The sequence below is a fragment of the Streptococcus oralis genome (genome assembly GCF_026782345.1).
GTDB lineage: Bacteria > Bacillota > Bacilli > Lactobacillales > Streptococcaceae > Streptococcus > Streptococcus oralis_CK.
In genome coordinates, this window is the sequence record NZ_JAKUWI010000001.1 from 506,477 (window position 1) to 532,968 (window position 26,492).

Below are 26,492 nucleotides of genomic sequence, written 5' to 3' on the forward strand. Positions count from 1 at the left end.
ATAATATTCGACGAATGAATTAGTAAGTCTACTAGGTTGACCGCCTAATAGCGGCAACCGTAGCAACTTGAGACATGTTTCGTGTCCAAGTTACTTGTAGAGTTGAACACGGGCTAAAAGCTCGGAAAAAAGATAAATCTCCTTGGCTTCATCGAAGCCAGCATTGATTTCCTATTTTTCAGTCGCTTTTGACGCCCTTTATATCATAAATAGAATTGGAGAGGTCATGGCTGATGACAAGCTAAGAGCGACTCCTGCGGCTAGAAAGTTAGCGGATGATCTAGGGATCAACCTCTACGACGTTTCTGGCTCAGGTGCAAACGGTCGTGTCCACAAAGAAGACGTGGAAACTTATAAAGACACAAACGTGGTTCGCATTTCGCCACTTGCAAAACGAATTGCCCTCGAACATAACATTGCTTGGCAGGAAATCCAAGGAACGGGCCACCGTGGTAAAATCATGAAGAAGGACGTTTTGGCTTTACTTCCTGAAAATATCGAAAACGACACCATCAAGTCTCCTGCTCAAATCGAAAAAGTGGAAGAAGTTCCAGACAATATCACTCCTTATGGTGAGATTGAGCGTATTCCAATGACACCAATGCGTAAGGTGATCGCCCAACGTATGGTTGAATCTTACCTAACTGCGCCAACCTTCACACTCAACTACGATGTCGATATGTCTGAAATGCTAGCTCTTCGTAAGAAGGTTCTTGAACCAATCATGGAAGCAACTGGTAAGAAAATTACGGTTACAGACCTTCTTTCACTCGCTGTTGTGAAAACATTAATGAAACACCCATACATCAACGCTTCATTGACCGAAGACGGCAAGACCATTATCACTCACAACTATGTCAACCTTGCGATGGCGGTTGGTATGGATAACGGTCTAATGACACCAGTTGTTTACAATGCTGAGAAGATGAGCTTGTCAGAGTTGGTCGTTGCATTTAAAGACGTAATTGGTCGTACCTTGGATGGCAAATTGGCTCCAAGTGAGTTACAAAACTCAACCTTCACAATTAGTAACTTGGGAATGTTTGGTGTTCAGTCCTTTGGTCCGATTATTAACCAACCCAACTCAGCAATCCTCGGGGTGAGCTCAACAGTAGAGAAACCTGTAGTTGTCAATGGTGAGATTGTCATTCGCCCTATCATGAGCCTAGGATTAACCATTGACCACCGTGTTGTAGATGGTATGGCTGGTGCTAAGTTTATGAAAGACTTGAAAGCCTTAATTGAGAACCCAATCTCAATGTTGGTTTAAAAATACAGTATTTATTTTTAGAGATATAGATAAAGGAAGTAAGACATGGCCTTAGAAGTAATTATGCCAAAAGCCGGCGTGGATATGACAGAAGGACAAATCGTCCAATGGAATAAGAAAGTCGGAGAATTTGTAAAAGAAGGAGAAATCCTTTTGGAAATCATGACTGACAAAGTCAGCATGGAATTGGAAGCCGAAGAAGATGGATACTTGATTGCCATCCTCAAAGGAGATGGTGAAACTGTTCCAGTAACTGAAGTTATCGGTTACCTTGGGGAAGAAGGGGAAAATATCCCAACAACTGGAGCGGCTGCGCCAGAATCAAAACCTGCACCTGCAGCTAGTGCTTCAAACGACGATGGTAAGAGCGATGATGCCTTTGATATCGTTGTGATTGGTGGGGGTCCTGCTGGTTATGTTGCAGCCATTAAAGCTGCCCAACTTGGTGGTAAAGTTGCCCTTGTTGAGAAATCTGAACTCGGTGGAACCTGCTTGAACCGTGGCTGTATCCCAACTAAGACCTACCTTCACAACGCTGAAATCATCGAAAATATCGGTCATGCAGCAAACCGTGGTATCGTCATCGAAAATCCAAACTTCACTGTAGATATGGACAAACTTTTAGAAACTAAATCTAAAGTTGTCAATACCTTGGTAGGTGGTGTTGCGGGTCTTCTTCGTAGTTACGGAGTTACTGTTCATAAGGGAATTGGTACAATCACTAAAGATAAGAATGTCTTGGTAAATGGTTCTGAATTGCTTGAAACCAAGAAAATCATCCTTGCTGGTGGTTCAAAAGTCAGCAAGATCAACGTTCCTGGTATGGAATCATCACTTGTGATGACCAGCGATGACATCCTTGAAATGAACGAAGTTCCAGAAAGCCTCGTAATCATCGGTGGTGGCGTTGTCGGTATCGAACTCGGCCAAGCTTTCATGACATTTGGTTCAAAAGTAACTGTTATCGAAATGATGGACCGTATCGTTCCAGCTATGGATGCGGAAGTTTCTAAGAACCTTCGCTTGATTTTAGAACGCAAAGGCATGACTATCTTGACAGGTACAAAATTGCAAGAAATCATCGAGGAAAATGGTCAACTTCGTATCAAGGTTGAAGGAAAAGACGATATCATCGCAAGCAAAGCTCTTCTTTCAATTGGCCGTGTGCCAGACCTTGAAGGTATTGGCGATGTTGAGTTTGAATTGGATCGTGGACGCATCAAGGTCAACGAATACATGGAAACTTCTGTTCCAGGCATCTACGCTCCAGGTGACATCAACGGTACGAAGATGTTGGCCCACGCTGCCTTCCGTATGGGTGAAGTAGCAGCTGAAAATGCCCTCAAAGGAAATCATGCTGTTGCCAAACTGAACTTGACTCCTGCAGCCATCTACACTCTCCCTGAAGTAGCAGCAGTAGGTTTGACAGAAGAACAAGCCCGTGAGAAATACGATGTAGCCATCGGTAAATTCAACTTTGCAGCTAACGGTCGTGCTATTGCATCAGATGCGGCTCAAGGTTTCGTTAAAGTTATTGCAGATAAGAAATACGGAGAAATCCTTGGTGTTCACATCATCGGTCCTGCAGCCGCAGAATTGATCAACGAAGCGTCAAGCATTATCGAAATGGAAATCACTGTTGAAGAAATGCTGAAGACCATCCACGGACACCCAACCTACTCTGAAGTGATGTACGAAGCGTTTGCGGATGTTCTAGGAATGGCCATCCATTCACCTAAGAAAAAATAAAACGAAGATAGATTAGACTGGAAGGTTATTTCCAGTCTCTATCGTATAAAGGGATATCATGAAATATATTATCAATCATTCAAACGACACCGCCTTTAATATTGCCTTGGAAGAATATGCCTTTAAACACCTTTTGGATGAGGATCAAATCTTCCTACTTTGGATTAACAAACCTTCTATCATTGTTGGTCGTCACCAGAATACTATCGAAGAAATCAACCGTGATTATGTTCGAGAAAATGGCATTGAGGTAGTCCGCCGTATCAGTGGTGGTGGAGCTGTTTATCACGATTTAAACAACCTCAACTACACCATCATTTCAAAAGAAGATGAAAACAAGGCCTTTGACTTCAAGAGCTTCTCAACTCCAGTTATCAATACCTTGGCTCAACTAGGCGTTAAAGCTGAGTTTACAGGCCGTAATGACCTTGAGATTGATGGCAAAAAATTCTGTGGCAATGCCCAAGCCTATATCAATGGGCGTATCATGCACCACGGTTGCTTGCTCTTTGACGTTGATTTGTCAGTCCTTGCTAATGCCCTTAAGGTTTCAAAAGACAAATTTGAATCAAAAGGTGTGAAATCCGTTCGTGCCCGTGTAACCAATATTGTCAATGAATTACCTGAAAAAATCACAGTTGAAGAATTCCGTGATTTGCTATTGGAATACATGAAAAAAGAGTACCCAGAGATGACTGAATACGTTTTTTCTGAGCAAGAATTGGCAGAAATCAATCGTATCAAGGATACCAAGTTTGGTACTTGGGACTGGAACTACGGTAAATCACCTGAATTTAACGTCCGTCGGGGAACAAAATTCACTAGTGGTAAGGTTGAAGTTTTTGCCAACGTCATTGAATCAAAAATCCAAGATATTAAGATTTACGGTGATTTCTTTGGTATCGAGGACGTTGCAGCTGTAGAAGATGTCCTTCGTGGCGTAAAATATGAACGCGAAGATGTTCTTAAGGCACTAGAAACTATTGACATCACACGCTACTTTGCTGGTATCAGCCGTGAAGAAATCGCTGAAGCAGTAGTGGGATAAAAAGAAAAGAAGTTGGTTGTATGACCAGCTTCTTTTTATGAGTTATATTTTACATAAATAATTTTATGTATTCTATAAACTATCTAGAGCATTTTTTTGTTCATCGTTGACGATATGGGTATAGAGGTCAGTGACTTGCGTGCTGGCATGTCCTAATTGGTGGCTGACCAAAACTTGCGATTTAGTAGCATCATAGAGCCTAGTCGCCAGGGTATGGCGTAGTTTGTGGGGAGTTACACGAACTTTGAAGTCCTTAGAGTATTTAGCAACCATCTTTTCAACACTAGAAGCATCAATACGATTGGGAACGCCACGATATAAGGTCAAAAAGAGAGCTGTATCTGTCTTGTCCGTCTTATAGCGTTGATTTCGAATGGCGAGATAATTCTCTAGATAAGGCTTAGCAAAAGCAGCGACATTGACAGAATCACGTTTTCCCCCTTTTCGAGTAACATCGATAACCATCATTTTGAGATTAAGGTCCCTTAGATCCAAATTAACAGCTTCAGATAAGCGGACACCAGACGCCAAGAGAAGGGCAATAATGGCTAAATCACGTTCTTTATTTTTATTGAATGACGAGAGGGCACGATTTGAGAGCTGTTGTGGATACTCCTGGTCGATATAGGTTAGAAAACCTTCTGTTTCATCACCTAGAAAGAGTTTTTGCTTGATGTTTTCAGCTCTAGCAGCAAGTGTTTCTTTCTTTTTCTTGGTTGAAACTTTCTTCATTACATTACGATAGAAATAGGGTTCTCCTTGGTCGTTTTCAACCTCCTCGGTCAGATACTTGTAAAGACTGGAAAGTGCTGACAAGGTCCGATTGATGGTCGTCTGAGAGACACCTTGCTTGGTTGTATTAGCATTCAGCAAAGGTCGTTCACGTAGATACAGGATAAAGGATTCCATATCTTTTTTAGACATATTTTCCAAGACAGATAAAGGAATATCAGACATTTTATCAGCATTTGAAATACCAGACTCCAAAACCCAGCTGAAAAATCGATCGTATTCCTTGAGGTATTCGTACAGAGTTGTAAAACTGTAGGGAACAGCAAGCTTTGATTGGTAGTATTCCAGAACATACCAGGGCATGATTTGTTTTAGTTTGTCGATTCGTTCCAGTAAAATCTCACGTTTCATGTATTTTCTCCATAATTAAGTCTACTAGTAGTATAGCATAGACTCATATATTTTTCAAGAAAATTATAGTTTTTCGGAAAGATGTCATAAGTGTTTACTGTTTTTAGAACCAAACCAAAAAATAACTAAAAATTTTTTTGGAACAAAAATGGTTTAAAAATGTATCTTATCAAAGTGAAAACTGGAAATTTTCAAATGTACATTTTGACAATAAAAAACACTCCAATATCAATTTAATGATCTTTAGAGTGTTTTTAGCTTGTTTGATTTTAATATTTTATTACATCTTTAATCTAACGAAATGCTCCTGTTTTCTTCTTAAACCTTTGCAAATTGAGCAGCTTACTAATGAGCTCTTCTCATACTTAATTTTTTCATTAATTTTTAGTTTGTATCGATGATTTGAGTTTTCTTTACATATCCACCATACAGTTTGTTGATATTTCTCATTGATTGCAGTCGGGTCTGCTAAAAGAATATTATTAAGATAGTCCCCCATTCGTTCATTAAATGTTTATGAGTCGTTTCTAGGTCGTTAAATCCTTTTAACACCTCATTATTTTGACAATATGGACAACAAGATTCTTTGGAGGGATTTAAAAATTTTTCATCAAAATCAATATATCCTCTGATTCCATTTTCACCTTCTCCTCTAGCAACATATGGGAATTCACTGTTAAAAGTAACAATATTCGCATTTATCTTCTTCTTAGTAGGTATGATATCAAAAAAAGTTAACTACAGAAACAACGGAATTAAATTTGTTTTTTGCGCTAAAATGATGCGCACGTTTAGAATAAAACAAGTATTAAACTCTATACAATTTTAACATAGTGAAAAAGAGGTGTAAAGAAAAAATAATCTGAAAAGCTTGTATACATTATGAATAATTGCTTCATAGAAAACAATTTAAATTTGTGTTATACTATGGATGTATTTGAAAGATAAGAACTTATTCAAAGAAAAGGTTTTAGATGGAAAGATTAGTTTTTATTGGGTTGCTGGTTTTCTTAGCACTATTATTCATAGGCATAGTTCTTGGCTTGCGCTTATATTTGAAGAGAAACGATGTGAATGGTGTACCTATGTACGATGCGCCTGCGAATGAGCAAACCAGAACCGGCAAGCTGAGTTTGAAAGAGAACATCTTTTATATCTCGATGATCCTAATCAGTCTTGCGGTTGCTTTATTTATAATGAGCAAGTTTAGACACGGTGCAGCTCCAATTGGTTCTGCGATTGTAACGCCATCGATTATGGCCTACTTCAATGCGCGTAAGAGAACGGGAAAATCATGGATATACATTGTTGCAGTACTTATGGTATTTGTATTTTTGATGTTCGCATACATACTGATAGGTTTACCTGACAAGGCACCAGCTTTGATGATTAGTAATACGGAGATAAAGTTATCTGAGACGAAGGTGTCGGATTTGATGGATAAGGGGAATGATATATATGTATCAAATGGTAAACAGGACTACTCCGATTATGATGAGCTTTTGACATCGGGAAGCTATTATAAATACCAAGGTTCCGGTGTAACAGTGCCAAGCGGATTTAAGTCATATGACTCTGCAGTCACACGATCGACTTATCTTCTTGTAAAGAAGAATGTAGTTCTCGGATGTATAGGTGTTTACGGAGATAAGAGGAAGAGTACGGAGCTGAAGGACTGTGTAGTTACGCAGGTTTGCTTCGATTCTGAGTGCACAGCTGTTGCCAAAAAATATGGAATTTCATATAATATAGATGGTATAGATTTGCTAAAGAAGCTTGACGAAAACGAGTTCACGAAAGTATTTGGGAAAAAAATATGGCTGACTCCAAGCGAGCCAAGAGATGAATATTTGAGTCATTATGGCGTGCAGTGGGGAGCAGGTAACAATGAATTCTTTTGGAATCATTATTTTATGAATTTAGACCTTGATTCGAATAATGATATAGTTAATTTTAATTTTAGTTCTAATATTGCAGCAGAGCGATAGAAGAATTTGCAGGGATAATTAGGCAAAATGAAAAAGAAAAAAGTACTAAGTAAGACAAAGTATGCTATTTATCTTCTAGTGGTCCACCTTATATGCATACTTTTCACTATAAGCAAAATAGTGATACCTTCATGGGGTCACTGGTTAGAGACGACACGCTTTCTTTGGACAAGCTTTCCTACCTATGTATGCGTGTTAATAGCCATTCTCCCAATGGTATGCTTTTGGCCATATTTGATTAGTGCAGATTTTAAGCCGGGTACAGCAAAGACCTTGCTTGCGACTTTTGGTCTAATAGTAGGTAACGTGACTCTGATTTTGATATATACGACTATTTTGCACAAGGTATTATAGGTATAAAAAAATCCCTTTATAGGGATTTTTTGATTTCTTCAAGTAGCTCGTCATATTCTTCAAATGCTGGAACTTCTGGGTGATCCTTCTTGATTGATTCGGTGCTTCTAAACAAGAATCCTTGTGGGTGTCTCCTTGAAAGAAGTCGGTTTAATCGACGGTCAAGGCAGTTGATTTGGTTAGTCCAAATTATTCGGCAAGCCATAAATACTCAAATTTCTCCCAATAACATTGTCATCATAGATAGTTTCCCCTTATCACTTTGTCAACCAGTCCGTAACCATAAGGTTACCATCTTTGGACGCCTTTACGTCAAAATATGGCAAGAGCTAAACAACATAATCATTGGAAACTAATGGCTATGAGACGGACTATTGAAACTCGATTTTCAGAACTTTGTGCTTTTTTTGATGTCGAACAAACACTAGCTAGAGGCTTAACAGGATTGCAGTTGAGAATGGAGCAAATTGTACTGACTTATAATCTGACATACTTTGAGATTAACTAGCACCACGAGTAAAAATCTATATCTTACTATCAATAAGACCTTAAATGAGTAGCAAAAAATGTACAATTGAACCACTACTTCTTCGGCATCTATTAGAGTAAAAATGTACAAATCAATTCCTTAAATCAGATGATGTTATGAACTAGAAAATATACAAAATAATGTACAAAATAAAAATAAAGTACACTCCTTAAAGAATGGACTTTATGCTTCTAATTTAGTTGTGTCAATAGTTTAGCTCGCGTTAAGTCAATTGTACATAAACTTTTAGTTTTTGTGTAAAACAAATCTAAATCTTTGGAGTTATTATTGTGAATCATTATCTAGTGCTTTTTCTAGTTTCCAAATACTAAACCAGAATGAAATAGTCAGCAGAATAAGGAAAATAAAAAAGAGATTATCAGTAACGAAACTTCTGTTCATTTTACATAACTGAAGAGCTATATAAGGAGCTATGAGATACAAAATACATTGTACAATTGCTATTGTTTTCTTTTTCATGATTTTTAATCTTACTGTACAGATTTGATACAGTAAACTCCTTTCTAGCTTTATCATTCCTAACTTAATTATAGTCTTATTTTTTACAAAGTTCAATTACTTGTATGTTGAAATACCTTATCAGTAAGAAATAACCGATCTCATTGCAGAGAATCGGTTTTCAAATGTATTTAATTAAGAAATATTTTTGTTGCATAATATAAATTATGTAAAAAAACTTACAACAACAAATCTTTGACTTTTCCAATTTCACTTTTTGGAATCACTAGGTGAATCATATCACCCAGATACATTCTAGTTGAGCCGTGAACTGTTTGGCTGTTGCCATTATGGACTTGGGTGGTGATGAGTACGTTATGTGGCAAGTTTAGTTCGTGAACCTGTTTTCCAGCGATCTTATCTGATACAGGGATTTCAATGAGGGTGACTTCTCCTTCGTCTGTTGCTTCTTCTGGTAGCATTTTTTCTAGCATGGCCTCATAGACTGGAGCACCCTTGAGCAGATCCATGACGATGTAAGCTACCAAGGTCACTAAGCCAAGTGGCATGAGGTTGCGAATGTCCCCTACCATCTCAGTTACGAGGATCATAGCGGTTAAGGGAGCCTTGGATATTGCCCCAAAGTAGCCACTCATTCCTAAAATGACAAATATAGGAAACTGCTCTTGACTGACAAGCCCAAGATTGACACAAATGACACCAACTAGGGCACCAAGTAAGGAACCAAGCGCCAGAATGGGTAGGAAAATTCCTCCTGGGAGGCCACTTCCATAGCTAATCATGCTCCAAACAAAGCGAATCAAAAAGTAAGCTAATAGAACTTGAAAACTAAAATTTTGCTCAGTCAAAGAAAGAACGACCTGGTTTCCACCACCAAGGATTTGTGGTAAGAAGATCCCGACTGGTATGATGAGGATAAAGGCTAGGATTGGATAATAAGCTCTATCTAAATGGATTTTTTGACCAATCCAGTCATAAACTCGACCAACATTAAGTACAGCTTTCTCATAGAGAAAACCAGAGAGCCCGAGAAAAACTCCCATAAGGAGGTAAATCCAATACTGGTCTAGGGTCATGAGAGGAATGTTGTCTGGCATATCTAGTACGGGTGTTAGGCCAAATATGAGTAAAGAAATAAAGTTTGCTACGAGACTGGCTGCTAGAGTTGAGACCCAGAAAAATCGTGAAAAATGGTGGTAAACTTCTTCTATAACAAAGAGAAGACCTGCGATTGGTGCATTAAAGGCTGCGGCTAAACCTGCAGCAGCTCCACTAGCAATCAGGGAACGTTCTTCAACTGGACTAGATTTGAGCCACTTGGCTATACCTTTACCACCAACTGCTCCAAGTTGAATACTTGGTCCCTCTCGTCCCAGCATAAGTCCACTGGCAATTGCAAGAATACCTAAAATATATTTTTTCCAGAGAACGCCCCACCAGTTAAGGGTCATGAGACCTTTTAGTTCGGCTTCGACTTGAGGAATTCCAGAACCCTTGATGTCTTTTTCCGATCGAGTTAATTTCGCACTGAGCCAGCAAACTATTACATAAAATAGGCCAATGATAAAAAGATTGCGCACTAGGTGCGCTTGATCTTGATAGAGTCCTTGTATCAGGTGGAAGCCTTTTTCGATTGAAAACCGAAAGGATCCGACGATTAGTCCGACGACGAGACCGACAATGATCCCTCGCCCAACTTGGGATAATATGGTGCTTGAGGCAAAGGCAAATTCCTTCTTGGAGCTGAGTATTTCTGACTGTTCCTCCATAATCATTCATTCCTTCTAACTTAAACTTTCTTTTTCTTCTGCAACCAATGATTTAACGGGTTCAAAGCTGATTCGGTGAATTGGGGTAACTCCTAGTTTCTTGAGTCCGTCTAGATGTTTAGCTGTTCCATATCCTGCATTAGCCGTGAAATCATAGCCGGGATATTGATTATCATAGTCCTTCATAATATTATCCCGTGTCACCTTAGCCACTATAGATGCAGCTGCGATGGAGAGGGAGTTAGCATCTCCTTTGATAATGGAGGTTTGTGAAATTGGTAACTCCAGTTTCATGGCATCTATCAAGAGATGCTCAGGTTGCGGACTGAGCTGGGAGATTGCTTCCTTCATGGCCAGTTTGGTCGCTTCATAGATATTGACTTGGTCAATGATGTGATTATCCATGATACCAATTCCGATTGCCAAGGCTTGATCTTGAACAGCAGGATAAATTTCCAAATGTTTCTTTTTAGGGATCTTCTTGCTGTCGTTGAGGCCTCTAATCTTACAATTTTTTGGTAAAATAACGGCTGCAGCGACCACAGGACCAGCCAGAGGACCACGGCCGACCTCATCAACACCTGCTATTAAGGTCAATCCTTGCTTATACAGTTCTTTTTCATAGGAAAGCATAGTTTCTAGGCGAAGGTCTTCATCCAGTTCAGTCTGAATAGCTTTTTTTCGCTTGCAGATTTCCTTTTGAACTCCAGAACGAGGATCTTTTTCGAATTCTAGAAAAAGAGGATTGTCTAATTCTTTAACACTAGCAAGAAGTTCTTTGATTTCTTTAATCGTCGTCATCGATGTCGTCCAATGTATCTAAGGTGTAGTTACCGAGTTTTCCATCACGGACTTCCTTGACGAAGAGGCTGTAAAAGCGGTCGTAGTCGTCTCGGAAACCAAGGGCACGTGTCATATCCATAATAATAACAGGTGCTTCTTCTTCTATCTTCATTTGTTTGAAGCGTTCAGCTAGCTTTTCTGGATAGTGTTTTTTGAAATAATTGAGACCAAAAATGGTCACCTCATCCATAGGAAGCAACTGGTCTTTAATTGCCCCTGTTAGGGCTAGTTTCAAAGCGACGGTTTCGTCTTCGAACTTAGGCCAGAGAATCCCTGGTGTGTCTAGGATTTCAAGGTCTTTATTGGTTTTGAGCCATTGTTGACCCTTAGTAACACCTGGTTTATTGCCAACAACCGCAATCTTTTTCCCAGCCAAACGGTTCATGAGAGTTGACTTACCGGCATTTGGAATGCCGATAATCATGGTCCGCAAGGTTTCAATTTTGATACCGCGTTCTTTCTGGCGTGCAATCTTATCAGCCATAAGCTTTTTAGCAGCATCAGTCACAACTTTTACAGTCACTTGCTCTTTGGAGTTGATTGCTAGAGTTTGAATCCCTTGTGATTCAAAGTACTGACGCCATTCTTTTGTCATTGCTGAATCAGCCAGGTCTGCCTTGTTTAAAATTAAGAGTTTGGGTTTATCACCAACAATTTTATTTAACATAGGATTTTGACTAGATAAAGGTAGACGCGCATCCACCAAAATTGTCACAAAATCAACAAATTTTAAATTCTCCTGAACTTGTCGCCGAGCCTTAGACATGTGGCCCGGAAACCATTGAATAGTAGCCATAAATTTCCCTTTCCGACTAAAAAAACGTAATAAAACGTTTTCTTTCTCACCATCTATTCTATCATAAATTAGGTGCTTTTGCACAGGCTTTGACCACAATAAATGACAAATAGTATTGGTCCGAAACATCTTTGATGCCAGTCAGGATTTACTTGACTTTTTTTGCTAACAGGTATATACTTAGTGTATACTAATTCGTGGAGGTAGAGCAATGAATACAGTAAAGACTCGGAAGGTAGGAAATTCTCTCACTGTGACTATTCCGAAAAATTTGGGGATGACAGAAGGTCAAGAAATGGTTGTCTACAAAGGGATTGACGGAGTCATTGTCTTAGCTCCAAAACTGAAAGATCCTTTTGATGGGATTACTGATTTGAGAATGACAAACGATTTTGAAGGGGTAAGATCACTTGATAGCGAAATCTGAGTATATTCCTGAAAAGCAGGATATCATTTGGCTGGACTTTGATCCATCAGTTGGTCGGGAGATTCAGAAAAGGCGACCTGCCTTGGTAGTTTCTAGGAGAGAATATGCCTTGCAAACTGGATTTGTGGCTGTCTGTCCCATCACTCATGGCCAACAACGTTTGGCAGAAAAAGGCTTGCTCGTTCCTGTCTCGTCGGACAAGGTAGATGGTGCTGTCAATCCATTTCAACTGTATACCTTTGATTTTCGGATGCGAAATGCTCAAAAAATAACAAGAATGGACACACAATGTTTTCAGAAAGTCGTCCAACTTTACCAGTCCATCTTTGGAGATACTTAAATCCTACCATGCATAGACAAGGTAGGATTTTTTCTATATAAGTAACCTATCTAAAAACGGATGAAGACAATTGAGGAGAATCCCTCTAGTCCAACTTTCTTGTGCAGATGATAGATGTTCTGCCTGAAGGCATTCTTTTAGAAAATCGCGGACTTGTTCTGGTGCAATTTCAAACTCAAAGGCTTTCATCTTGTAGAAAAAATCGATGAGATGCTCAGATAAGTATTCATCTGAAAAGAGTACTTCTCCACTTTTTCGATATTCTAATGTGAGTCGAGCAAATCTAGCTTTTTCATCAGGCAAATCACGAAAATAGGAATTGAGAAGCCAAGTCTGCTTCTGCTTTCGTTCAATAGGATCTTGATTTGCAATTCGCTGGTCCTTTTCCAGCTCTTTCTGGTTTTGTTTAGCCTTGATAGCCCGTTCGTCTCTATTCTTACCAAAGAGGATTTTCTCCCATTTTCGTTCTTCTTGGGTGAGAGTTTCTGTAAAGCCAAAATAATCTTGATAGGCTCGTTCTGCAGGTCCCATAGCAAGAATGAGGTTGTCAGCGTATTGCTTGGCGATTTTATCTCTTTTCTTGCGTTCTTTCTCTGCTTGAATTCGTAAATGCTGCTCGTAGTCGATTTTCTCCTTACCTAGTTTGACAAGGTAGAGTTGGTCATCGGTCTTACCAAGTAGAAAAGGTTTGATACACTTTTCCAGCACTTCTTCCATACGAGCCTTCTTCTTTGGCTCTGCCTTGGTCCAACTTCCGCCTTGAAAGACCTCTAGGAAGAGCTGATAGTCTCTCTCAGGCGAGAATTGATTGCCACGATTGGCTTTGAAAACACCTTTCTCCCAAAACCATTTTAGAAGTCGCTCGTCAAAATCGCTTTTATTGACCTTGATTTTTTCCTTTTTCTGAGCCTTTCTGGTTAGGTTTTCAACTTTTCTGAGTAGTTTTTCTTCCTCTTCCAGTTGCTGGTCTAAAGTCAGTCGATGAAAATGACGAACACAGTCACTGCCGATTGGAAAGAGGCGTTGGCCTGTGACACCATTAAAGAGTTCGTAGGCGTATTTGATAGCATTACCGCAGACGCAATTACTACGGCCAATGCCATTAAAAATCAAGGAAACTTCATTCCATTCCTTGGTTGCCTGATCCCAAGTATCGGCTTTTGAAGCTTGTAAAACTGCATCGTGTAGGGATTTTCTAACTGGAAGTGGCATGAGGTCTCCTTTCTAATACTCAATGAAAATCAAAGAACAAACTAGGAAGCTAGCCGCAGGCTGCTCAAAACACAGTTTTGAGGTTGTAGATAAGACTGACGAAGTCAGTGAGCATATCTACGGCAAGGTGAAGCTGACGTGGTTTGAAGAGATTTTCGAAGAGTATAAATTATACTTTTACAACTTGAACCTCATCTTTGCCGAGCAAAATCAAGTATTTTTCTATGTTTTCAATCGAATAGGCTCTAGATAAAGCCTCTCCGTATAAGGCTAACTGACCACGATAGCGGTCTATGAGTTGACTTGGTTGATCGTAACGGTCTGTTTTGTAGTCGAAAAGAACGATGCGATCCTCATAAAGCAGATAGCCATCCAAGATTCCACGGACAACGAAGTCTTCCTGACTCTTTTGATCTTTTTTGAGCATGGAGAAAGGTTGCTCGCGGTAAAGATGGCTGGTATTAGCGAGAATTTCCTGACCAAGTGCTGTATCAAAGAATGCTAGGATTTTAGAAAGATTGATCTTGTCTCTAGCAGCTGGACTAGCTTGAACTTGTTTGAGAGTTTCTGTTAGACTAGCAAGTGTTGGTTGCTGACTAAGGTCAATTCTCTGCATAAGTTCATGAGTGGCACTACCAATCTCAGCTCCAGTTACCTTTTCTTTGGTTGAAAAATCTGGTAAATCAAAGCTGATTTGCTTCTCCGGTGATTGAGTTTGGTTAGTAATTTCTACCCCTTCCATATCCATAACGGGTTCGTAGAATTTCTTGATTTGGCTTGGAGTTTGAACACTTGGTAGTTCAATGGCTGCGCGGTGCAGCGTATTATAGACTTCTACTTCTTTTAGCATTTCAAGAGCTTCTTTGATAGTTTCTGACTGGCGATTGTCTGCTTGAGAGCTATCTTGTAGAGGGCTCTTATTTTCCAATTCTCCGATAGCTTCTCTAGTCAACTGGTCTTCACCAATAAAACGATAGCTAAAGTTGAGATTGTCCTTGGCAAATACTTTGCTGATAGCCCAGATCCAATCTTGGAAATTTCTTGCTTGCAGTCTGGTATTGCTATCTAATTTTCCGTTATTTGCTGCCGGGTATTCCTTGGCTTCTAGCTTTTCACGAGAACCCTTACCGACAAGATAGAGCTTTTTCTCAGTCCTCGTCATGGCAACATACAGCAAACGCATCTGCTCTGAATAGCTAGCCAATTGCAGTTCTTTCTCATTCTGCGTATAAGTTAGGCTAGGAATGGAGAGTTTGATGGTTTTAGGATAGTGTGCTTCCACTGCTCCTGTTTCCACTTTGGCAATGTATTTGACACCAAGTCCATTCTGACGACTGAGAATAACTTCTGACATCGAGTCTTGCTTGTTGAAGTCCTGATCCATGTTGAGGATAAAGACATAAGGAAACTCCAGACCTTTACTCTTGTGAATGGTCATAAGTTCTACCGCATCCTTAGGCGGAGCTACTGCTACGCTTGCGAGGTCATGCTGGGCTTCTAGTACTTGGTCAATCATACGTATAAAACGCGACAAGCCCTTGAAATTACTCTTTTCAAACTGGTCAGCACGTAGCGCTAGGGCATAGAGATTGGCCTGTCTAGCAGGTCCGTTCGGCAAAGCCCCAACATAGTCATAATAAAAACGTTCGTTGTAAATCTTCCAAATCAAGTCATAAAGGGAGTGGGTTTTAGCATATAAGCGCCAAGAATCCAAGATATCCATGAATTGATTTAGTTTTTCCTCTAAAGCTTTGTAAATTAACTCTTTCCGTTCAGCTGCTTGTTTTTGAGCATGAAGCAGTTTCTCATAAAGATTCTCTTGGACTTTATCAGCTGCTTTCTGAAGGGACAAACGTGCCAGCTCGTCCTCATCAAAACCAAACATTGGAGACTTCATAAGGGCAACCAAGGCATAGTCTTGCAGAGGATTGTGGATGACACGAAGAGTGTCGAGCATGACTTGCACTTCTAGAGATTGGAGGTAATTATTTTGTTTTCCGTCGGTTGTGACAGGTATCCCGTATTCAGACAAGGCAAGGAGAATCTGATCATTACGACTGCGACTGGAGGTCAAAAGTGCGATTTCTTTAAAAGCAACACCTTTTTCCTGATGAAGTTTCAAGATTTCCTTGATGACTAAGCGCATTTCACCTGTTAGTTTTGTTTCTACTTGGCTCTCTTCGTCCTCTTGCTCACTGTCGTCCTTATCGTAGAGAAGAAATTCTGCCTTGTTCTCAGGATTGGGAGTTAGTTTGGTATTGGCAAAAACAAGCTGGTGCATGCTGTCATAGTTAATTTCGCCGACCTCTTGGTCCATAAGGCGCGCAAAAACATCATTGGTTGCAGACAGCACTTCTGAACTACTACGGAAATTTTCCTTGAGGAGAATCAACTTGCCTTCTTGAGGATTTTGCGCATAGCGTTGGAATTTTTCATTGAAAATCTGCGGGTCTGCCTGACGGAAACGGTAGATGGACTGCTTGATATCTCCCACCATAAAGCGATTGTGACCATTCGACAGCAATTCTAGCATCCGTTCTTGAATGTGGTTGGTATCCTGATACTCATCGACCATGACTTCATGAAATCTCTCTTGATAAGTCTCGCGAACTTGTGGGAAATTCTCTAAAATCTCAATGGTGTAATGACTGATATCAGCAAATTCAAAAGCATTTTCCTGGCGTTTACGTTCTCGATAAGCTTCCACAAAATCACTCATAAAGGTTTGGAAGATTTTAGCTAGATCCCAGGTGTCTTCATGATAACGCTCTTGGTAGTCGAGAACCGTTATCTGGTCCGCCAGTTGTCCTAGTTTAGCAAACTGGGACTTTCTCTCCTCATTGTAGGCATCTGCCAGTGGCTTCAAATCAGCCTTTCGACTAGAGTTAGCTAGAGCCCGACCATTTTTCTCCTTAGAGATGGCGACAATACGAGCAAGCACTTCTTGATAAGCCAGACTATCGGACTCTTGATTTAAGGAGCCAATTTCATCCAAAACATCTTGAACAGCTTCTAAATAGGCAGCGTTTGGAAACTCCTTAGCATCATTATCCAGATGATAACGGAAAAAACTTTCCAAGTCCCAAAGCGCTTGCTTGATTTGATCGGTCAGTTTGTCTTTTTCAATTGCAAAGTCAGCTTCTTCAAACCCTTTGAGAAAAGAGTCGCTTAGCCATTTTTGGGGGCTACTGGTGGATTGAAGAAAATCATAGATTTTGTAGACTTGCTGGCGCAGACCTCGTTCATCCTTGCCACGTCCGGCAAAGTTCTTCACCAAACGGCTAAATTTCTCTTTATTTTCACCTTGGTAATGCTCTTCAAACACCTGATGAAAAACTTCATTTTTGAGTATTAACTGTTCGCTTTCATTTTGTAGAATACGAAAATTGGGTGCGATATCAATCAGGTAGCCATGTTTACCGAGGAATTTTTGTGTGAAGGAGTCCATAGTTCCGATGGCCGCGTTTGGTAGGTCAGCCAACTGTCTTCCCAAGTGTTGTTTGAGATCAACATCATCGGTTTCTTGGATTTGCTGGCTGATTTTTTTCTCCAAACGTTCCTTGAGTTCGGTAGCAGCCTTGACAGTAAAGGTTGAGATAAAGAGTTGACTGATTTCTACACCACGTGCTAATTGGTCCAGAATGCGCTCTGCCATAACGAAGGTCTTTCCAGAACCAGCAGACGCTGAGACAAGGATATTTTGCCCAGCAGTATAAATGGCTTCGATTTGTTCGGCTGTTTTCTTCTGTTCCTTGTTCGAATTTGCTTCTGCTTCTTGCAATTTTTGAATCTCTTCCTCAGTTAAAAAGGAAACGGGCTTCATCGGTTCAACTCCTCTCTCATTTTCTCAAACCAAGCTTGCTTGAGTTTTTCTCCGACCAAACGCTTGCCATCGGCTAGGTCTAACTTTTCTAGGAAACGGGCTTGACCCAAATGGTAATTGGCTTCAAATCCTGTAATGGCTTGGTGTTGCTGAACGTACGGGGCAATACTTCTGCCATTCTCTGTGTATGGATTGATGGCGAACTGGCCTTCTAGAATCTTTTCAGCAGCCTTCTTGTAAAGATGGGCATTGTAGTCCAATAAGAGCTGAAACTCCTCATCAGTCAGCTGGTTGGCCTTGTTTTTATTGTAAAATTCGCCCAAATGACTGCTTTCTTTCTCTAAAAAGAGTCCCTGGTATTTCATAGACTTGCTGGCTTCTGCTACTGCTCCAGCCAAACTCTTAACGGTCAAGAGAGATTGGACGGGTTCAGCCATTTCCAAGTACATAGCGCCAAAAAAGTTCTGCTCCCCTTCTCTTTTTAGGGCAGCAAGATAGGTTGGCAACTGGGAATTAAGCCCATTGAAGAAATGAGGAAACTGGAACTGGGTCAGACTAGACTTGTAGTCCACCACTCCTAGCGCTCCATCAGCTTTCAGGCGGTCAATGCGGTCAACCTTGCCTCGCACATGGACACTCCGTCCATTATCCAATTGAATAAAGGCTTGATCTTTACCACCAAATGTTGCCTCCTCTTGGATGGTTTCGATGGCTGGATTATGACGTAGGGTGTGGCCCGTAGTTCGCGCAACATCAAGCAGAACTTCCTTGGTAAACTTGGCTTCCAAACTTTCCTGATAAATAGCCTCAAATTCGCGTTCTTGGCTGGTTTCCTTAATGGCTTGTTCCAAACGCTGATCAAAGGAATCTTCATCAGGCAGTTTCAAGGCACGTTCAAAAATACGATGCAAGAAATTACCATGACTGCGGGCATCCGGACGCAGACGCACTTCTTCCTGCAAACCTAAGACATAACGGAGGAAATAACTGTATTCATTGCGGTAAAACTCTGTCAAACCAGACGTAGACAGGTAAAACTCCTTGTCAGCGGGATAGAGAGCCTGCAAGGTTTCCCTAGCTAAAGGCTTGCTGATTGGACTGGTTGGGAGGGCAGGATTGGCCAAACCTTGCTGATCAAGTTTTTTTCCCATGACACGCGCCAGAACCTTGACAAAGGTCAAATCTTGCTCAGTATCACTCGTCTCGCCCTGCTGGTGATAGGCAACTAGACTAGACAAGAGACTGTGATAAGAACCCATATCATCCTTAGACAGACTTTTTTGATGAATCTTCTTCTCTATCCGGCTAAATCCAAAACTCACCAGTTCCTGAAGATAGGCCGATTCCTTGCTCTCACTTTCATTGAGGAGACTGGGTGCTGACAAAATCAACTGCTTACGAGCAGCATTGACTAAAGAAAGCATGGTATAGCGATTTTTCTTGAGATTTTCACTGCTTGCAATCAGTAATTGCGCTCCCTCTTCAGTCGCTTGGTTTAGGCTTTGTCTTTCTTCGTCTGTTAACAGACTGGCGTTTTGCGCGATTTTTGGTAAATGATCCTGAGTCAGCCCAATGCCGTAGACAAAGTCAGCGGTCAGAGGTGCAATCAGATCGTAACTCTGCACCAGAACGGTGTCCACAGTCGCTGGAATAGTGCGATACTGAGATAAACTCATCCCTGAGTGGAGTAAGGATAGGAAGTCCTCCAGACTCACTTGTGAACCATCAAAAACGGTCGCAAATTGTTCTAAAACATGACAGAAAGCTTTCCAAACTTCAGCTTGTCTTTCCTGCTCTAGGACTTCCATAGTGGATGTTAAACCTTGCATCTGCTTGCTTAAAGCAGCATTTTTTAGAAAAATAGTCCACTTTTGCAAGAGATTTTCAGCCTTCTGTTTCCGACTGGAAAATAAGGTTTCAAGAGGAGTCAAAACTCGCAGACGAATGGCGTTCAAACGTTCCAAATCAAATTTTCCGTGGTGGGATTTGGTAAAGGTCTGCTGAAAAGCTGGCAAGCCATTGATACCAAGATAGCGAAGGTATTGCTCAAAGGCATCGATATCAGCTTGACTGAGGTCAGTATACAAGCCTGTTCTGAGAAGATTTATCAAATCCTCCTGACGGAAACGGTAGCGTTTTAAACGTAAAATTGACTCCACACACTGGGTCAAGGGATGATGAGCCATGGATTCGCTTCTACCAAGATAGAATGGAATCTGGTACTGGTCAAAAATGGTCTTTAAGGATAACTGATAAGAAGCCACATCTCCTAACAGAATACGAAAATGCTTGTAACTCAAGTCTGGATTGTCATGTAATTTCTGACGGATGCTACGCGCCACTAACTCCAACTCTTCCTTTTGCGTCAAGCAAGACCAGATTTGCAGATTCTCACGGTCCTTGTCAACGACTTCCAAAGTGAGTTCTGAAAAGTCATAAGAAGACTCCAGCAAACGAGAGGCCTTGTCAAAACTATCCATTTTCTCATGAGTCTGAGAACGATCTTGAGCAGGCGTTTGGTATTTAGCAGCTAAATGATGGAGAAATTCTACACTGGCTTGGTAGAGATTGCCTTCAGCGAACGGACTGGTATAGGCCTTCTTACTTGCATAAGCCCCAATAACAATCTCTACACCTTTACGATGGAGCAGATCCACCACATACTCCTCCTCGGCGGAAAAACGAGTAAAACCGTCGATAACCAATGCAATCTGACTGAAATCACTACTTACCTTATCATTCTCAATAGCCTCAATCAAATGGGATAACTGACTTCCCTGAGCCAACTGGCTTTGATTGAGATAGGCAGTTACTTTCTCAAAAATCAAGAGTAAATCTTCTCTCTTGTCCTCATCAGTCAAACTTTCCAAGTCTAAAAAGTTCATCTGAGCAGTCGTCATCTCATGATAAAGTTCAACCAACTGCTGGATAAATTGAGGATCTTGTTTAATAGCACCATAAACTCGTAAGACTTTGGGATCCAGTTCTGCAAGGCATTTATAAAAGGCCATCCCAAGGCCGATGTCATCAAGACTAGTTTTAGTCGGCAAGTCATTTAAAACCAAGTAACGAGCCATCTGAGCAAAACGCGTGACAGTAATCGCAAAAGAAGCCTGCTGGGACAAGCACTCCAGAACGGCGCGTTCCTTTTCAAAAGAAAGAGAGTTGGGGGCGATGTAGAAAACCCGCTTGCCAGCAGCAACTAGCTCTTCCGCCTCTCTCGTTAGGATTTCTGTCAAAGAAGTCCGAATATCAGTATAAAGTAATTTCATCTCTGCCTCGTTTGGTTTTTCAAAGTTTCTTACTCTATTATAGCAAAGTTCGCTTCACAGTCCAAATCCAAAATTCTTGTCAACAATCATTTAACTAGCAAATCAAGCAAGCTTCATCATCCACTTTCATATGCTGAAAGATATAGAGGAAAAAGTCTTTGGAAACTTCAAAATGTCCATAACGAAGTCGAGAAGTATAGTCTCTCCATTCAGGATGTTGCCTGGCTATTTCTATGTAACAATCTTTAACTGGTAGATAATACTCGACATTTCGTCTAAAGGGAAAGAATCCTTCAAACTGCTCTACTTGATAGGCTTTGTCATCTATAATTTTACCTACGGCCACAAAAGCCTGTAACTTATCTTGACCATTCATATCGTATTTTGGACTATAGTATAAAAGATAGTCACCTTTTTTCATACGATTTAAGGGGCCGCCCTTTCCATGACAGACCTGACAAAAATTTCCTTCAACTCCTCTCAAAACATGATTCTTTGAAACAACTCCGACCCAATATCTAGGCATTTTTATCCTCCAACTCTGCTAACATGCGATTAAAACTTTCTCTATCGTTAGAAAGTTTTTCAAAAAATTCCTCATCAACCCCTTCTACTAAGGGTAAGGCTTGATTGACCTTCTCCACACCAGACTGCATCACTAAGACCAGTTTTGCACGACTATCCTTTGGGTGTTGATCACGTCTAATGTAGTTTTTCTTCTCCAGTAACCGGTCAATCTGAGAAACCGTCATGACATCCATACCTGTGAAACGAGCAATATCAACTTGTGTTACATATTTTTCTCTATTAGACAAAAACAAGAGCGAGGTTAAAACGATAAATTGAGGCAAAGTGAGACCAACTGATTTCAAGACTCTTTTTAAGTTGCTTTCCCACTTGTTATAGACTTTAATGAAAAGAAGACCTGTAGATTCTGTTTCATCATTTTTGTAAATTGAATTAAAGTGATACTTTGACATTTTTTCTCCTAAAACATTAAGTATACGTATTATATACGATTTTATTTTCTTTTTCAAGAAAAGGAAAGCCGAATGTTACTATTCTGTCAGACATTTTATAGTCTATATGCTATAATAAAAGCAAAACACCTAGAAAAGGAAGTCTTATGATTAAACTACTTGCCTTGGATATGGACGGAACCCTCCTTAATGAAGCCAAGGAAATCCCGCAAGCCCACATCACTGCCATTCACCAAGCCATTGAAAAAGGTGTCAAACTGGTTCTCTGTACAGGTCGCCCGCTTTTCGGTGTCCTCCCCTACTATAAAAAACTAGGACTTGACCTCCAGAATGAGTATGTCATTGTCAATAACGGTTGTTCAACCCACCAGACCAGTGATTGGAGTCTAGTTGACTGGCAAGAACTCAGTCCATCTGACATTGAATACCTCTATGACTTAGCAGAAAAAAGCGATGTCCAGTTGACTCTTTTTGATGAGAAACATTATTTTGTTCTCGGTGGCAAGCCTAATCAAATCGTTCAAAATGATGCCAAGCTAGTCTTTTCAGACCTGACTGAAATCTCCCTTGAGGAAGCCACTAGTGGCAAGTACCGAATGTTTCAAGGGATGTTTTTGGGCACCAAAGAGCAAACAGATGATTTTGAAGAGCGTTTTGCTGAGGAGCTTTGCCAACGATTCAGTGGAGTTCGTTCGCAACCTGTCATTTATGAAGCCATGCCACTTGGAACAACAAAGGCTACTGCTCTTTCTCGACTAGCAGAGATTTTGAAGATCGAGCCCTCAGAGATTATGGCCATGGGTGATGCCAATAACGATATCGAAATGCTTCAGTTTGCAGGACTTGGCATTGCTATGGGAAATGCCAGCGACCATGTCAAATCCTTAGCCAATGACGTTACAGCCAGCAATGAAGAAGAAGGCGTTGCACGCGCGATTGAGAAGTATATTTTATAAGAAGAAGCCCAGTTCATGTCAACTGGGTTTTGATATTTAATAATTTCTAAAACTTTAGAAACTCTTTAGAAATACTTGAGCTTTCTTTGATTTTTATGCTTTATACTAAAGTTAGAAAAATAAATCTAAAGGAGAAAATCATGAAAACAGTACTCGAAATTCATGGACTGACCAAAGAATTTGGTAAACAAGCCATTCTTCAAGATCTTAGTCTAACGATAAAAGAGGGAGATATTTATGGTCTAATTGGAAAAAATGGAGCGGGAAAAACTACTCTTATTAAAATCATTACACAACTACTGTTTGCGGATAAAGGAACTGTTTCCCTCTTTTCTAGTCAATCGGAAAATGAGTGGACCAAGGCCTTATCTCGAGTAGGTTCAGTTATCGAATCACCTGTAGCTCATAATCACTTAACAGCCTATCAAAATCTGAAATATTATTGTATGATACGTCATATTCCAAATGCTGATAAGGTGATTCATGAGACCTTGGAATATGTTGGTTTGTCAGATACAGGAAAAAAAGTCTTTCGTGATTTCTCGCTAGGAATGAAACAAAGACTTGGTATCGCTATTGCCCTTCTATCCAAACCCGACTTCCTGATCTTAGATGAACCTATCAACGGACTTGACCCAATTGGAATCAAAGAATTTCGTCTGATGATTCAACGTCTCAATCAAGAAAGAGGCATAACCATTCTCGTCTCTAGCCATATCTTATCGGAACTCTATCTCCTAGCTAATCGCTTTGGTATCTTAGATCAAGGTAAGATTATCCGTGAAATCAGCAAAGCTGAGTTTGAAACACTAAGTGAGGATTATATCGTGCTTAGAACATGCGATAAAGAAAGAGCTTGTCAAGTATTGAAGGAACAAATCCAACTCCAGTTCAAGGTTGTCAATCCAGAAAATGAAATCCACATCTTTGGTCAGGAACAAGATGTCAAACAGATTCTTAAGCAACTAACTTTAGCAGATATCTCTATTGACGAAATTTACTTTGCCCGTCAAAATCTAGAAGAATACTTCACACAATTGGTAGAATAGGAGAAAAATCATGATACATACCATTCAAGCAGATTTTTACCGTCTCTTTCGCTCCAAAGGATTCTGGATTACAGAATTTATTCTCTTTGTACTTATGTTAATGGGGGCTACTATTGGTGCTACAGGACATCTAATGGCAGTAGATACAACACCACCAGAGACTCCAACCCATGGTTGGGACGGCGTTCAAGCTCTTATCAACACGTCTAGCAATGGTTCAAACCTCGTTTTTCTCTGCATTGTTCTAGCATGTCTCGTTCTCGGAGTTGATCTAATCGGTAAGCTTTATAAAAATAGTTTGACAGTCGGCGTTTCTCGTACAGAATTTTTCCTTGCTAAATCCTTTGTACTAGCAAGTATCGCTCTCTTGCAGCTCATCGCCAGCCTTGTGATTGCTTTTGTTCCCTCAACTCTACTAAACGGACTTGGTACGATGCCTGATGGTTTTATTACAAACCTCCTCTTAACGATTTTCCTTCAATTTCTCTGCCTTCTCGCCTGGCTTTCGATTGTTTCCCTCATTCTCTATGTGACTCACTCCTATCTTGCCGTATTTATCGGCTATCTAGTCAGCTCTATCATCCTTTCTGTGCCAATGCTTATCTTTCCAAATATCGCAATTTTACGATATCTTAGCTTAAATTTTGCCTATGCCATGACTGCTGATAGTCAATCCGTTCTCTATACCATTACGGTTTGCATCGCTATCATACTTTTCTTCTCTCTTAGCGGCCTTACCGTTTTCAAGAAGAAAAGCTTATAAAAAGGACCTCCTCTAGGATATAGAGGAGGTTTCTTTTCGTTAAAAATAAATGAAAACCGACAACCACTGATCATCTGTGCTTAGTTTCATCTCTGAACCGAGAAGATGAACTAATTCCTCGGTAATATAGAGACCTAAACCAGAGGATTCTTCGGTATCTGACATATTTTCAGAATAAAAACGATTGCTGAGATTGTCTATATTCTTGATAGGTTTTTTGACTAGATTATCAATTTCCAAAACAAGCCTATTTTCTTCCTTTTTCAAAGAAAGTCGAGCCTTCTCCTTGCCGTGCTTGAGAACATTTCCAAGCAGGTTTTGTATAATTCGATCCAGCAAGTCCTCATCAGTCGTCGTTTTCAATCCTGGTTCAACGTTAAAATCAAGAACAATATGTGATGACTGAAAAACATCGTAATAGGCTAAAGTCTTTTTCGTTATAAAAGTTGATAAATCAAGCTCTTCCAGTTTCGGTTTGACTGCTCCTTCCATCAAATGACGGTATTCAAGAAGAGCTTCCAAACGTTTGGAAACCAAATCCTGATGATGGGCTATTTTATTTAAGGTTTCTGAACTATTATCGGGGTGTTTTATTAGTTGCTGGGTATATCCTGATGCGATTGTCAAAGGTGTCCGAATATCATGAGCAATGTTACTGATTGCCATATCTAGGGTGCGTTTTTCACGCTTCATGATTAGCTGGTTTTGCTCCACTTCTTGAAATAGATTCTCAATTTGGTTATGTAGACGCAAAATTGTCTTTGAAAAGAAATTTACACCGATCCTCTTCATGCTACCAGAGCGAATCTTTTCTTCAATTTGTCTGCTTAAATCTCTAATTGCTATATGATAGCGAATCAAAGAAATCGCCAAAATGATGTTAATGAGGAGCGATATAGATATCAAAATGTAAATCATTACTTATCTCCTTTTAATCGAACACCAACTCCCCAAATGGTTTCGATGTACTCGTGATTTGGATCCAGTTGATGCAGTTTTTTACGGAGATTGCTTAGATGGGTGTTGAGCGTATTGTCTCCAGGCAGGTAACTTTCTTCCCAAATCAATTCATAGAGTTCTTCTTTGGTGAAGATCTTTTTAGGATACTGGAGCAACATTTGGAGAATCTGACACTCTTTCTTTGCAAGGCGAATGGTTTCAGTTGCGTTACTTATTTCAAAACTATCTGCATCGAACTGGATATTTTTAAAGTTTTGTACGAAGTTATCAATTTCTCTTTGATCTCTTGACTGATGTTCACCACTTTGGCGTAATTGCACGGTGACTCTGGCAAAGACTTCGTCCAAATCAAAAGGTTTTACTACATAATCATTGGCACCATCTAAGAGATATTGGCTGATGAGCTTTTTATCACCCAAAGCAGTAAGCATGATGACCGGAGTCTGACTAGTTTGTCGAATAGCTTGCAAGACTTGGTCGCCATTTTTCCCAGGGAGCATGATATCTAGCAAGACGAGATCGATGCCACCTTTGTCAAATCGCATGATACCCTCCGTACCAGAAAAGGCTTGGATCACCTCGTGTTCCTCTGCAAGAAGGGTTCTTAAGATTTCCTGGATTTCATTATTATCTTCAACTACAAGTATGTTCGCCATAAACCTCGTCCTTTCTAAAACTATTATAACATGTTTTGTTGTGAATTCCAGATACAGAAAAGCTCCTCTCACATTTTAAGCAAGA

The 26,492-nt window shown here is 40.2% G+C and carries 22 protein-coding genes and 1 pseudogene; 10 read left to right on the forward strand and 13 right to left on the reverse strand.

Annotated elements, in window-relative coordinates:
* Positions 1 to 226 precede the first annotated feature (226 nt).
* From MK405_RS02480 to MK405_RS02490, 3 genes are read left to right on the forward strand one after another with little or no spacing between them, the layout of a single operon-like run.
* The gene (locus MK405_RS02480) at positions 227 to 1,270 is read left to right on the forward strand and encodes a dihydrolipoamide acetyltransferase (protein ID WP_125387845.1); all 1,044 of its coding nucleotides are present in this window, start codon (positions 227 to 229) and stop codon (positions 1,268 to 1,270) included.
* 45 nt (positions 1,271 to 1,315) lie between these two features.
* Positions 1,316 to 3,019, forward strand: a complete 1,704-nt coding sequence (gene lpdA, locus MK405_RS02485) for a dihydrolipoyl dehydrogenase (RefSeq protein WP_268704234.1) — start codon at positions 1,316 to 1,318, stop codon at positions 3,017 to 3,019.
* A 58-nt stretch (positions 3,020 to 3,077) separates the two neighbouring features.
* On the forward strand, positions 3,078 to 4,067 hold the full coding sequence (locus tag MK405_RS02490; RefSeq protein WP_000874002.1) for a lipoate--protein ligase: 990 nt from the start codon (positions 3,078 to 3,080) through the stop codon (positions 4,065 to 4,067).
* Positions 4,068 to 4,139: 72 nt separating this feature from the next.
* On the opposite strand, the gene xerS is transcribed toward MK405_RS02490, so the two are convergent.
* A complete protein-coding gene (gene xerS, locus MK405_RS02495) occupies positions 4,140 to 5,210 on the reverse strand; it encodes a tyrosine recombinase XerS (protein WP_268704235.1) in 1,071 nt (356 codons plus the stop codon).
* 280 nt (positions 5,211 to 5,490) lie between these two features.
* Positions 5,491 to 5,709: a zinc-ribbon domain-containing protein gene (locus MK405_RS02500; RefSeq protein ID WP_268704236.1), complete on the reverse strand. Its 219-nt coding sequence runs from the start codon at positions 5,707 to 5,709 to the stop codon at positions 5,491 to 5,493.
* Positions 5,710 to 6,184: 475 nt separating this feature from the next.
* On the opposite strand from MK405_RS02500, the gene MK405_RS02505 reads away from it, so the two are divergent.
* Complete coding sequence (locus MK405_RS02505; protein WP_268704237.1) at positions 6,185 to 7,198, forward strand: hypothetical protein; 1,014 nt, start codon at positions 6,185 to 6,187, stop codon at positions 7,196 to 7,198.
* A 370-nt stretch (positions 7,199 to 7,568) separates the two neighbouring features.
* Here the strand turns inward: MK405_RS02505 and MK405_RS02510 are convergent, their stop codons facing one another.
* The gene (locus MK405_RS02510) at positions 7,569 to 7,757 is read right to left on the reverse strand and encodes a hypothetical protein (protein WP_268704673.1); all 189 of its coding nucleotides are present in this window, start codon (positions 7,755 to 7,757) and stop codon (positions 7,569 to 7,571) included.
* Between MK405_RS02510 and MK405_RS02515 the strand changes: the two are divergent.
* Positions 7,672 to 8,060: pseudogene (locus MK405_RS02515) on the forward strand (transposase family protein); the annotation flags it as partial. The gene MK405_RS02510 and the pseudogene MK405_RS02515 overlap by 86 nt on opposite strands.
* A 719-nt stretch (positions 8,061 to 8,779) precedes the next feature.
* On the opposite strand, the gene MK405_RS02520 reads toward MK405_RS02515, so the two are convergent.
* From MK405_RS02520 to ylqF, 3 genes are read right to left on the reverse strand one after another with little or no spacing between them, the layout of a single operon-like run.
* Positions 8,780 to 10,330, reverse strand: coding sequence for a ClC family H(+)/Cl(-) exchange transporter (locus MK405_RS02520; protein WP_268704668.1), 1,551 nt, complete (start codon positions 10,328 to 10,330; stop codon positions 8,780 to 8,782).
* A gap of 15 nt (positions 10,331 to 10,345) precedes the next feature.
* Entirely contained in the window at positions 10,346 to 11,131 is a 786-nt protein-coding gene (locus tag MK405_RS02525; protein ID WP_268704238.1) for a ribonuclease HII, read from the reverse strand.
* Positions 11,118 to 11,969, reverse strand: coding sequence for a ribosome biogenesis GTPase YlqF (gene ylqF, locus MK405_RS02530; protein WP_268704239.1), 852 nt, complete (start codon positions 11,967 to 11,969; stop codon positions 11,118 to 11,120). The genes MK405_RS02525 and ylqF overlap by 14 nt, the downstream gene beginning before the upstream one ends.
* A gap of 211 nt (positions 11,970 to 12,180) precedes the next feature.
* Here ylqF and mazE point away from each other — a divergent pair, with 211 nt between their 5' ends.
* A complete protein-coding gene (gene mazE, locus MK405_RS02535) occupies positions 12,181 to 12,396 on the forward strand; it encodes a type II toxin-antitoxin system PemI/MazE family antitoxin (RefSeq protein ID WP_001098942.1) in 216 nt (71 codons plus the stop codon).
* Positions 12,380 to 12,736, forward strand: coding sequence for a type II toxin-antitoxin system PemK/MazF family toxin (locus tag MK405_RS02540; RefSeq protein ID WP_268704240.1), 357 nt, complete (start codon positions 12,380 to 12,382; stop codon positions 12,734 to 12,736). Before mazE ends, MK405_RS02540 begins: the two co-directional genes overlap by 17 nt.
* Before the next feature lie 33 nt (positions 12,737 to 12,769).
* On the opposite strand, the gene MK405_RS02545 is transcribed toward MK405_RS02540, so the two are convergent.
* The 5 genes from MK405_RS02545 to MK405_RS02565 all read right to left on the reverse strand — a co-directional run bounded on the left by MK405_RS02545 (position 12,770) and on the right by MK405_RS02565 (position 22,023).
* Positions 12,770 to 13,948, reverse strand: a complete 1,179-nt coding sequence (locus tag MK405_RS02545; protein WP_268704241.1) for a hypothetical protein — start codon at positions 13,946 to 13,948, stop codon at positions 12,770 to 12,772.
* Positions 13,949 to 14,117: 169 nt separating this feature from the next.
* On the reverse strand, positions 14,118 to 17,771 hold the full coding sequence (gene addA, locus MK405_RS02550) for a helicase-exonuclease AddAB subunit AddA (protein WP_268704242.1): 3,654 nt from the start codon (positions 17,769 to 17,771) through the stop codon (positions 14,118 to 14,120).
* A complete protein-coding gene (gene rexB, locus MK405_RS02555; RefSeq protein ID WP_268704243.1) occupies positions 17,768 to 21,043 on the reverse strand; it encodes an ATP-dependent nuclease subunit B in 3,276 nt (1,091 codons plus the stop codon). Before rexB ends, addA begins: the two co-directional genes overlap by 4 nt.
* A gap of 94 nt (positions 21,044 to 21,137) precedes the next feature.
* Positions 21,138 to 21,569, reverse strand: coding sequence for an EVE domain-containing protein (locus MK405_RS02560; RefSeq protein ID WP_268704244.1), 432 nt, complete (start codon positions 21,567 to 21,569; stop codon positions 21,138 to 21,140).
* A complete protein-coding gene (locus tag MK405_RS02565; protein ID WP_268704245.1) occupies positions 21,562 to 22,023 on the reverse strand; it encodes a MarR family winged helix-turn-helix transcriptional regulator in 462 nt (153 codons plus the stop codon). Before MK405_RS02565 ends, MK405_RS02560 begins: the two co-directional genes overlap by 8 nt.
* A 146-nt stretch (positions 22,024 to 22,169) precedes the next feature.
* On the opposite strand from MK405_RS02565, the gene MK405_RS02570 reads away from it, so the two are divergent.
* The 3 genes from MK405_RS02570 (at position 22,170) to MK405_RS02580 (ending at position 24,791) form a co-directional block, all read left to right on the forward strand.
* A complete protein-coding gene (locus tag MK405_RS02570; protein WP_268704246.1) occupies positions 22,170 to 22,979 on the forward strand; it encodes a Cof-type HAD-IIB family hydrolase in 810 nt (269 codons plus the stop codon).
* A 140-nt stretch (positions 22,980 to 23,119) separates the two neighbouring features.
* Complete coding sequence (locus MK405_RS02575) at positions 23,120 to 24,028, forward strand: ABC transporter ATP-binding protein (protein ID WP_268704247.1); 909 nt, start codon at positions 23,120 to 23,122, stop codon at positions 24,026 to 24,028.
* A gap of 10 nt (positions 24,029 to 24,038) precedes the next feature.
* Positions 24,039 to 24,791: an ABC transporter permease gene (locus MK405_RS02580; protein WP_268704248.1), complete on the forward strand. Its 753-nt coding sequence runs from the start codon at positions 24,039 to 24,041 to the stop codon at positions 24,789 to 24,791.
* Positions 24,792 to 24,830: 39 nt separating this feature from the next.
* Here the strand turns inward: MK405_RS02580 and MK405_RS02585 are convergent, their stop codons facing one another.
* Both MK405_RS02585 and MK405_RS02590 read right to left on the reverse strand, forming a co-directional pair.
* A complete protein-coding gene (locus MK405_RS02585) occupies positions 24,831 to 25,709 on the reverse strand; it encodes a sensor histidine kinase (RefSeq protein ID WP_268704249.1) in 879 nt (292 codons plus the stop codon).
* A complete protein-coding gene (locus MK405_RS02590) occupies positions 25,709 to 26,407 on the reverse strand; it encodes a response regulator transcription factor (protein WP_268704250.1) in 699 nt (232 codons plus the stop codon). The genes MK405_RS02585 and MK405_RS02590 overlap by 1 nt, the downstream gene beginning before the upstream one ends.
* Between the last annotated feature and the right edge of the window lie 85 nt (positions 26,408 to 26,492).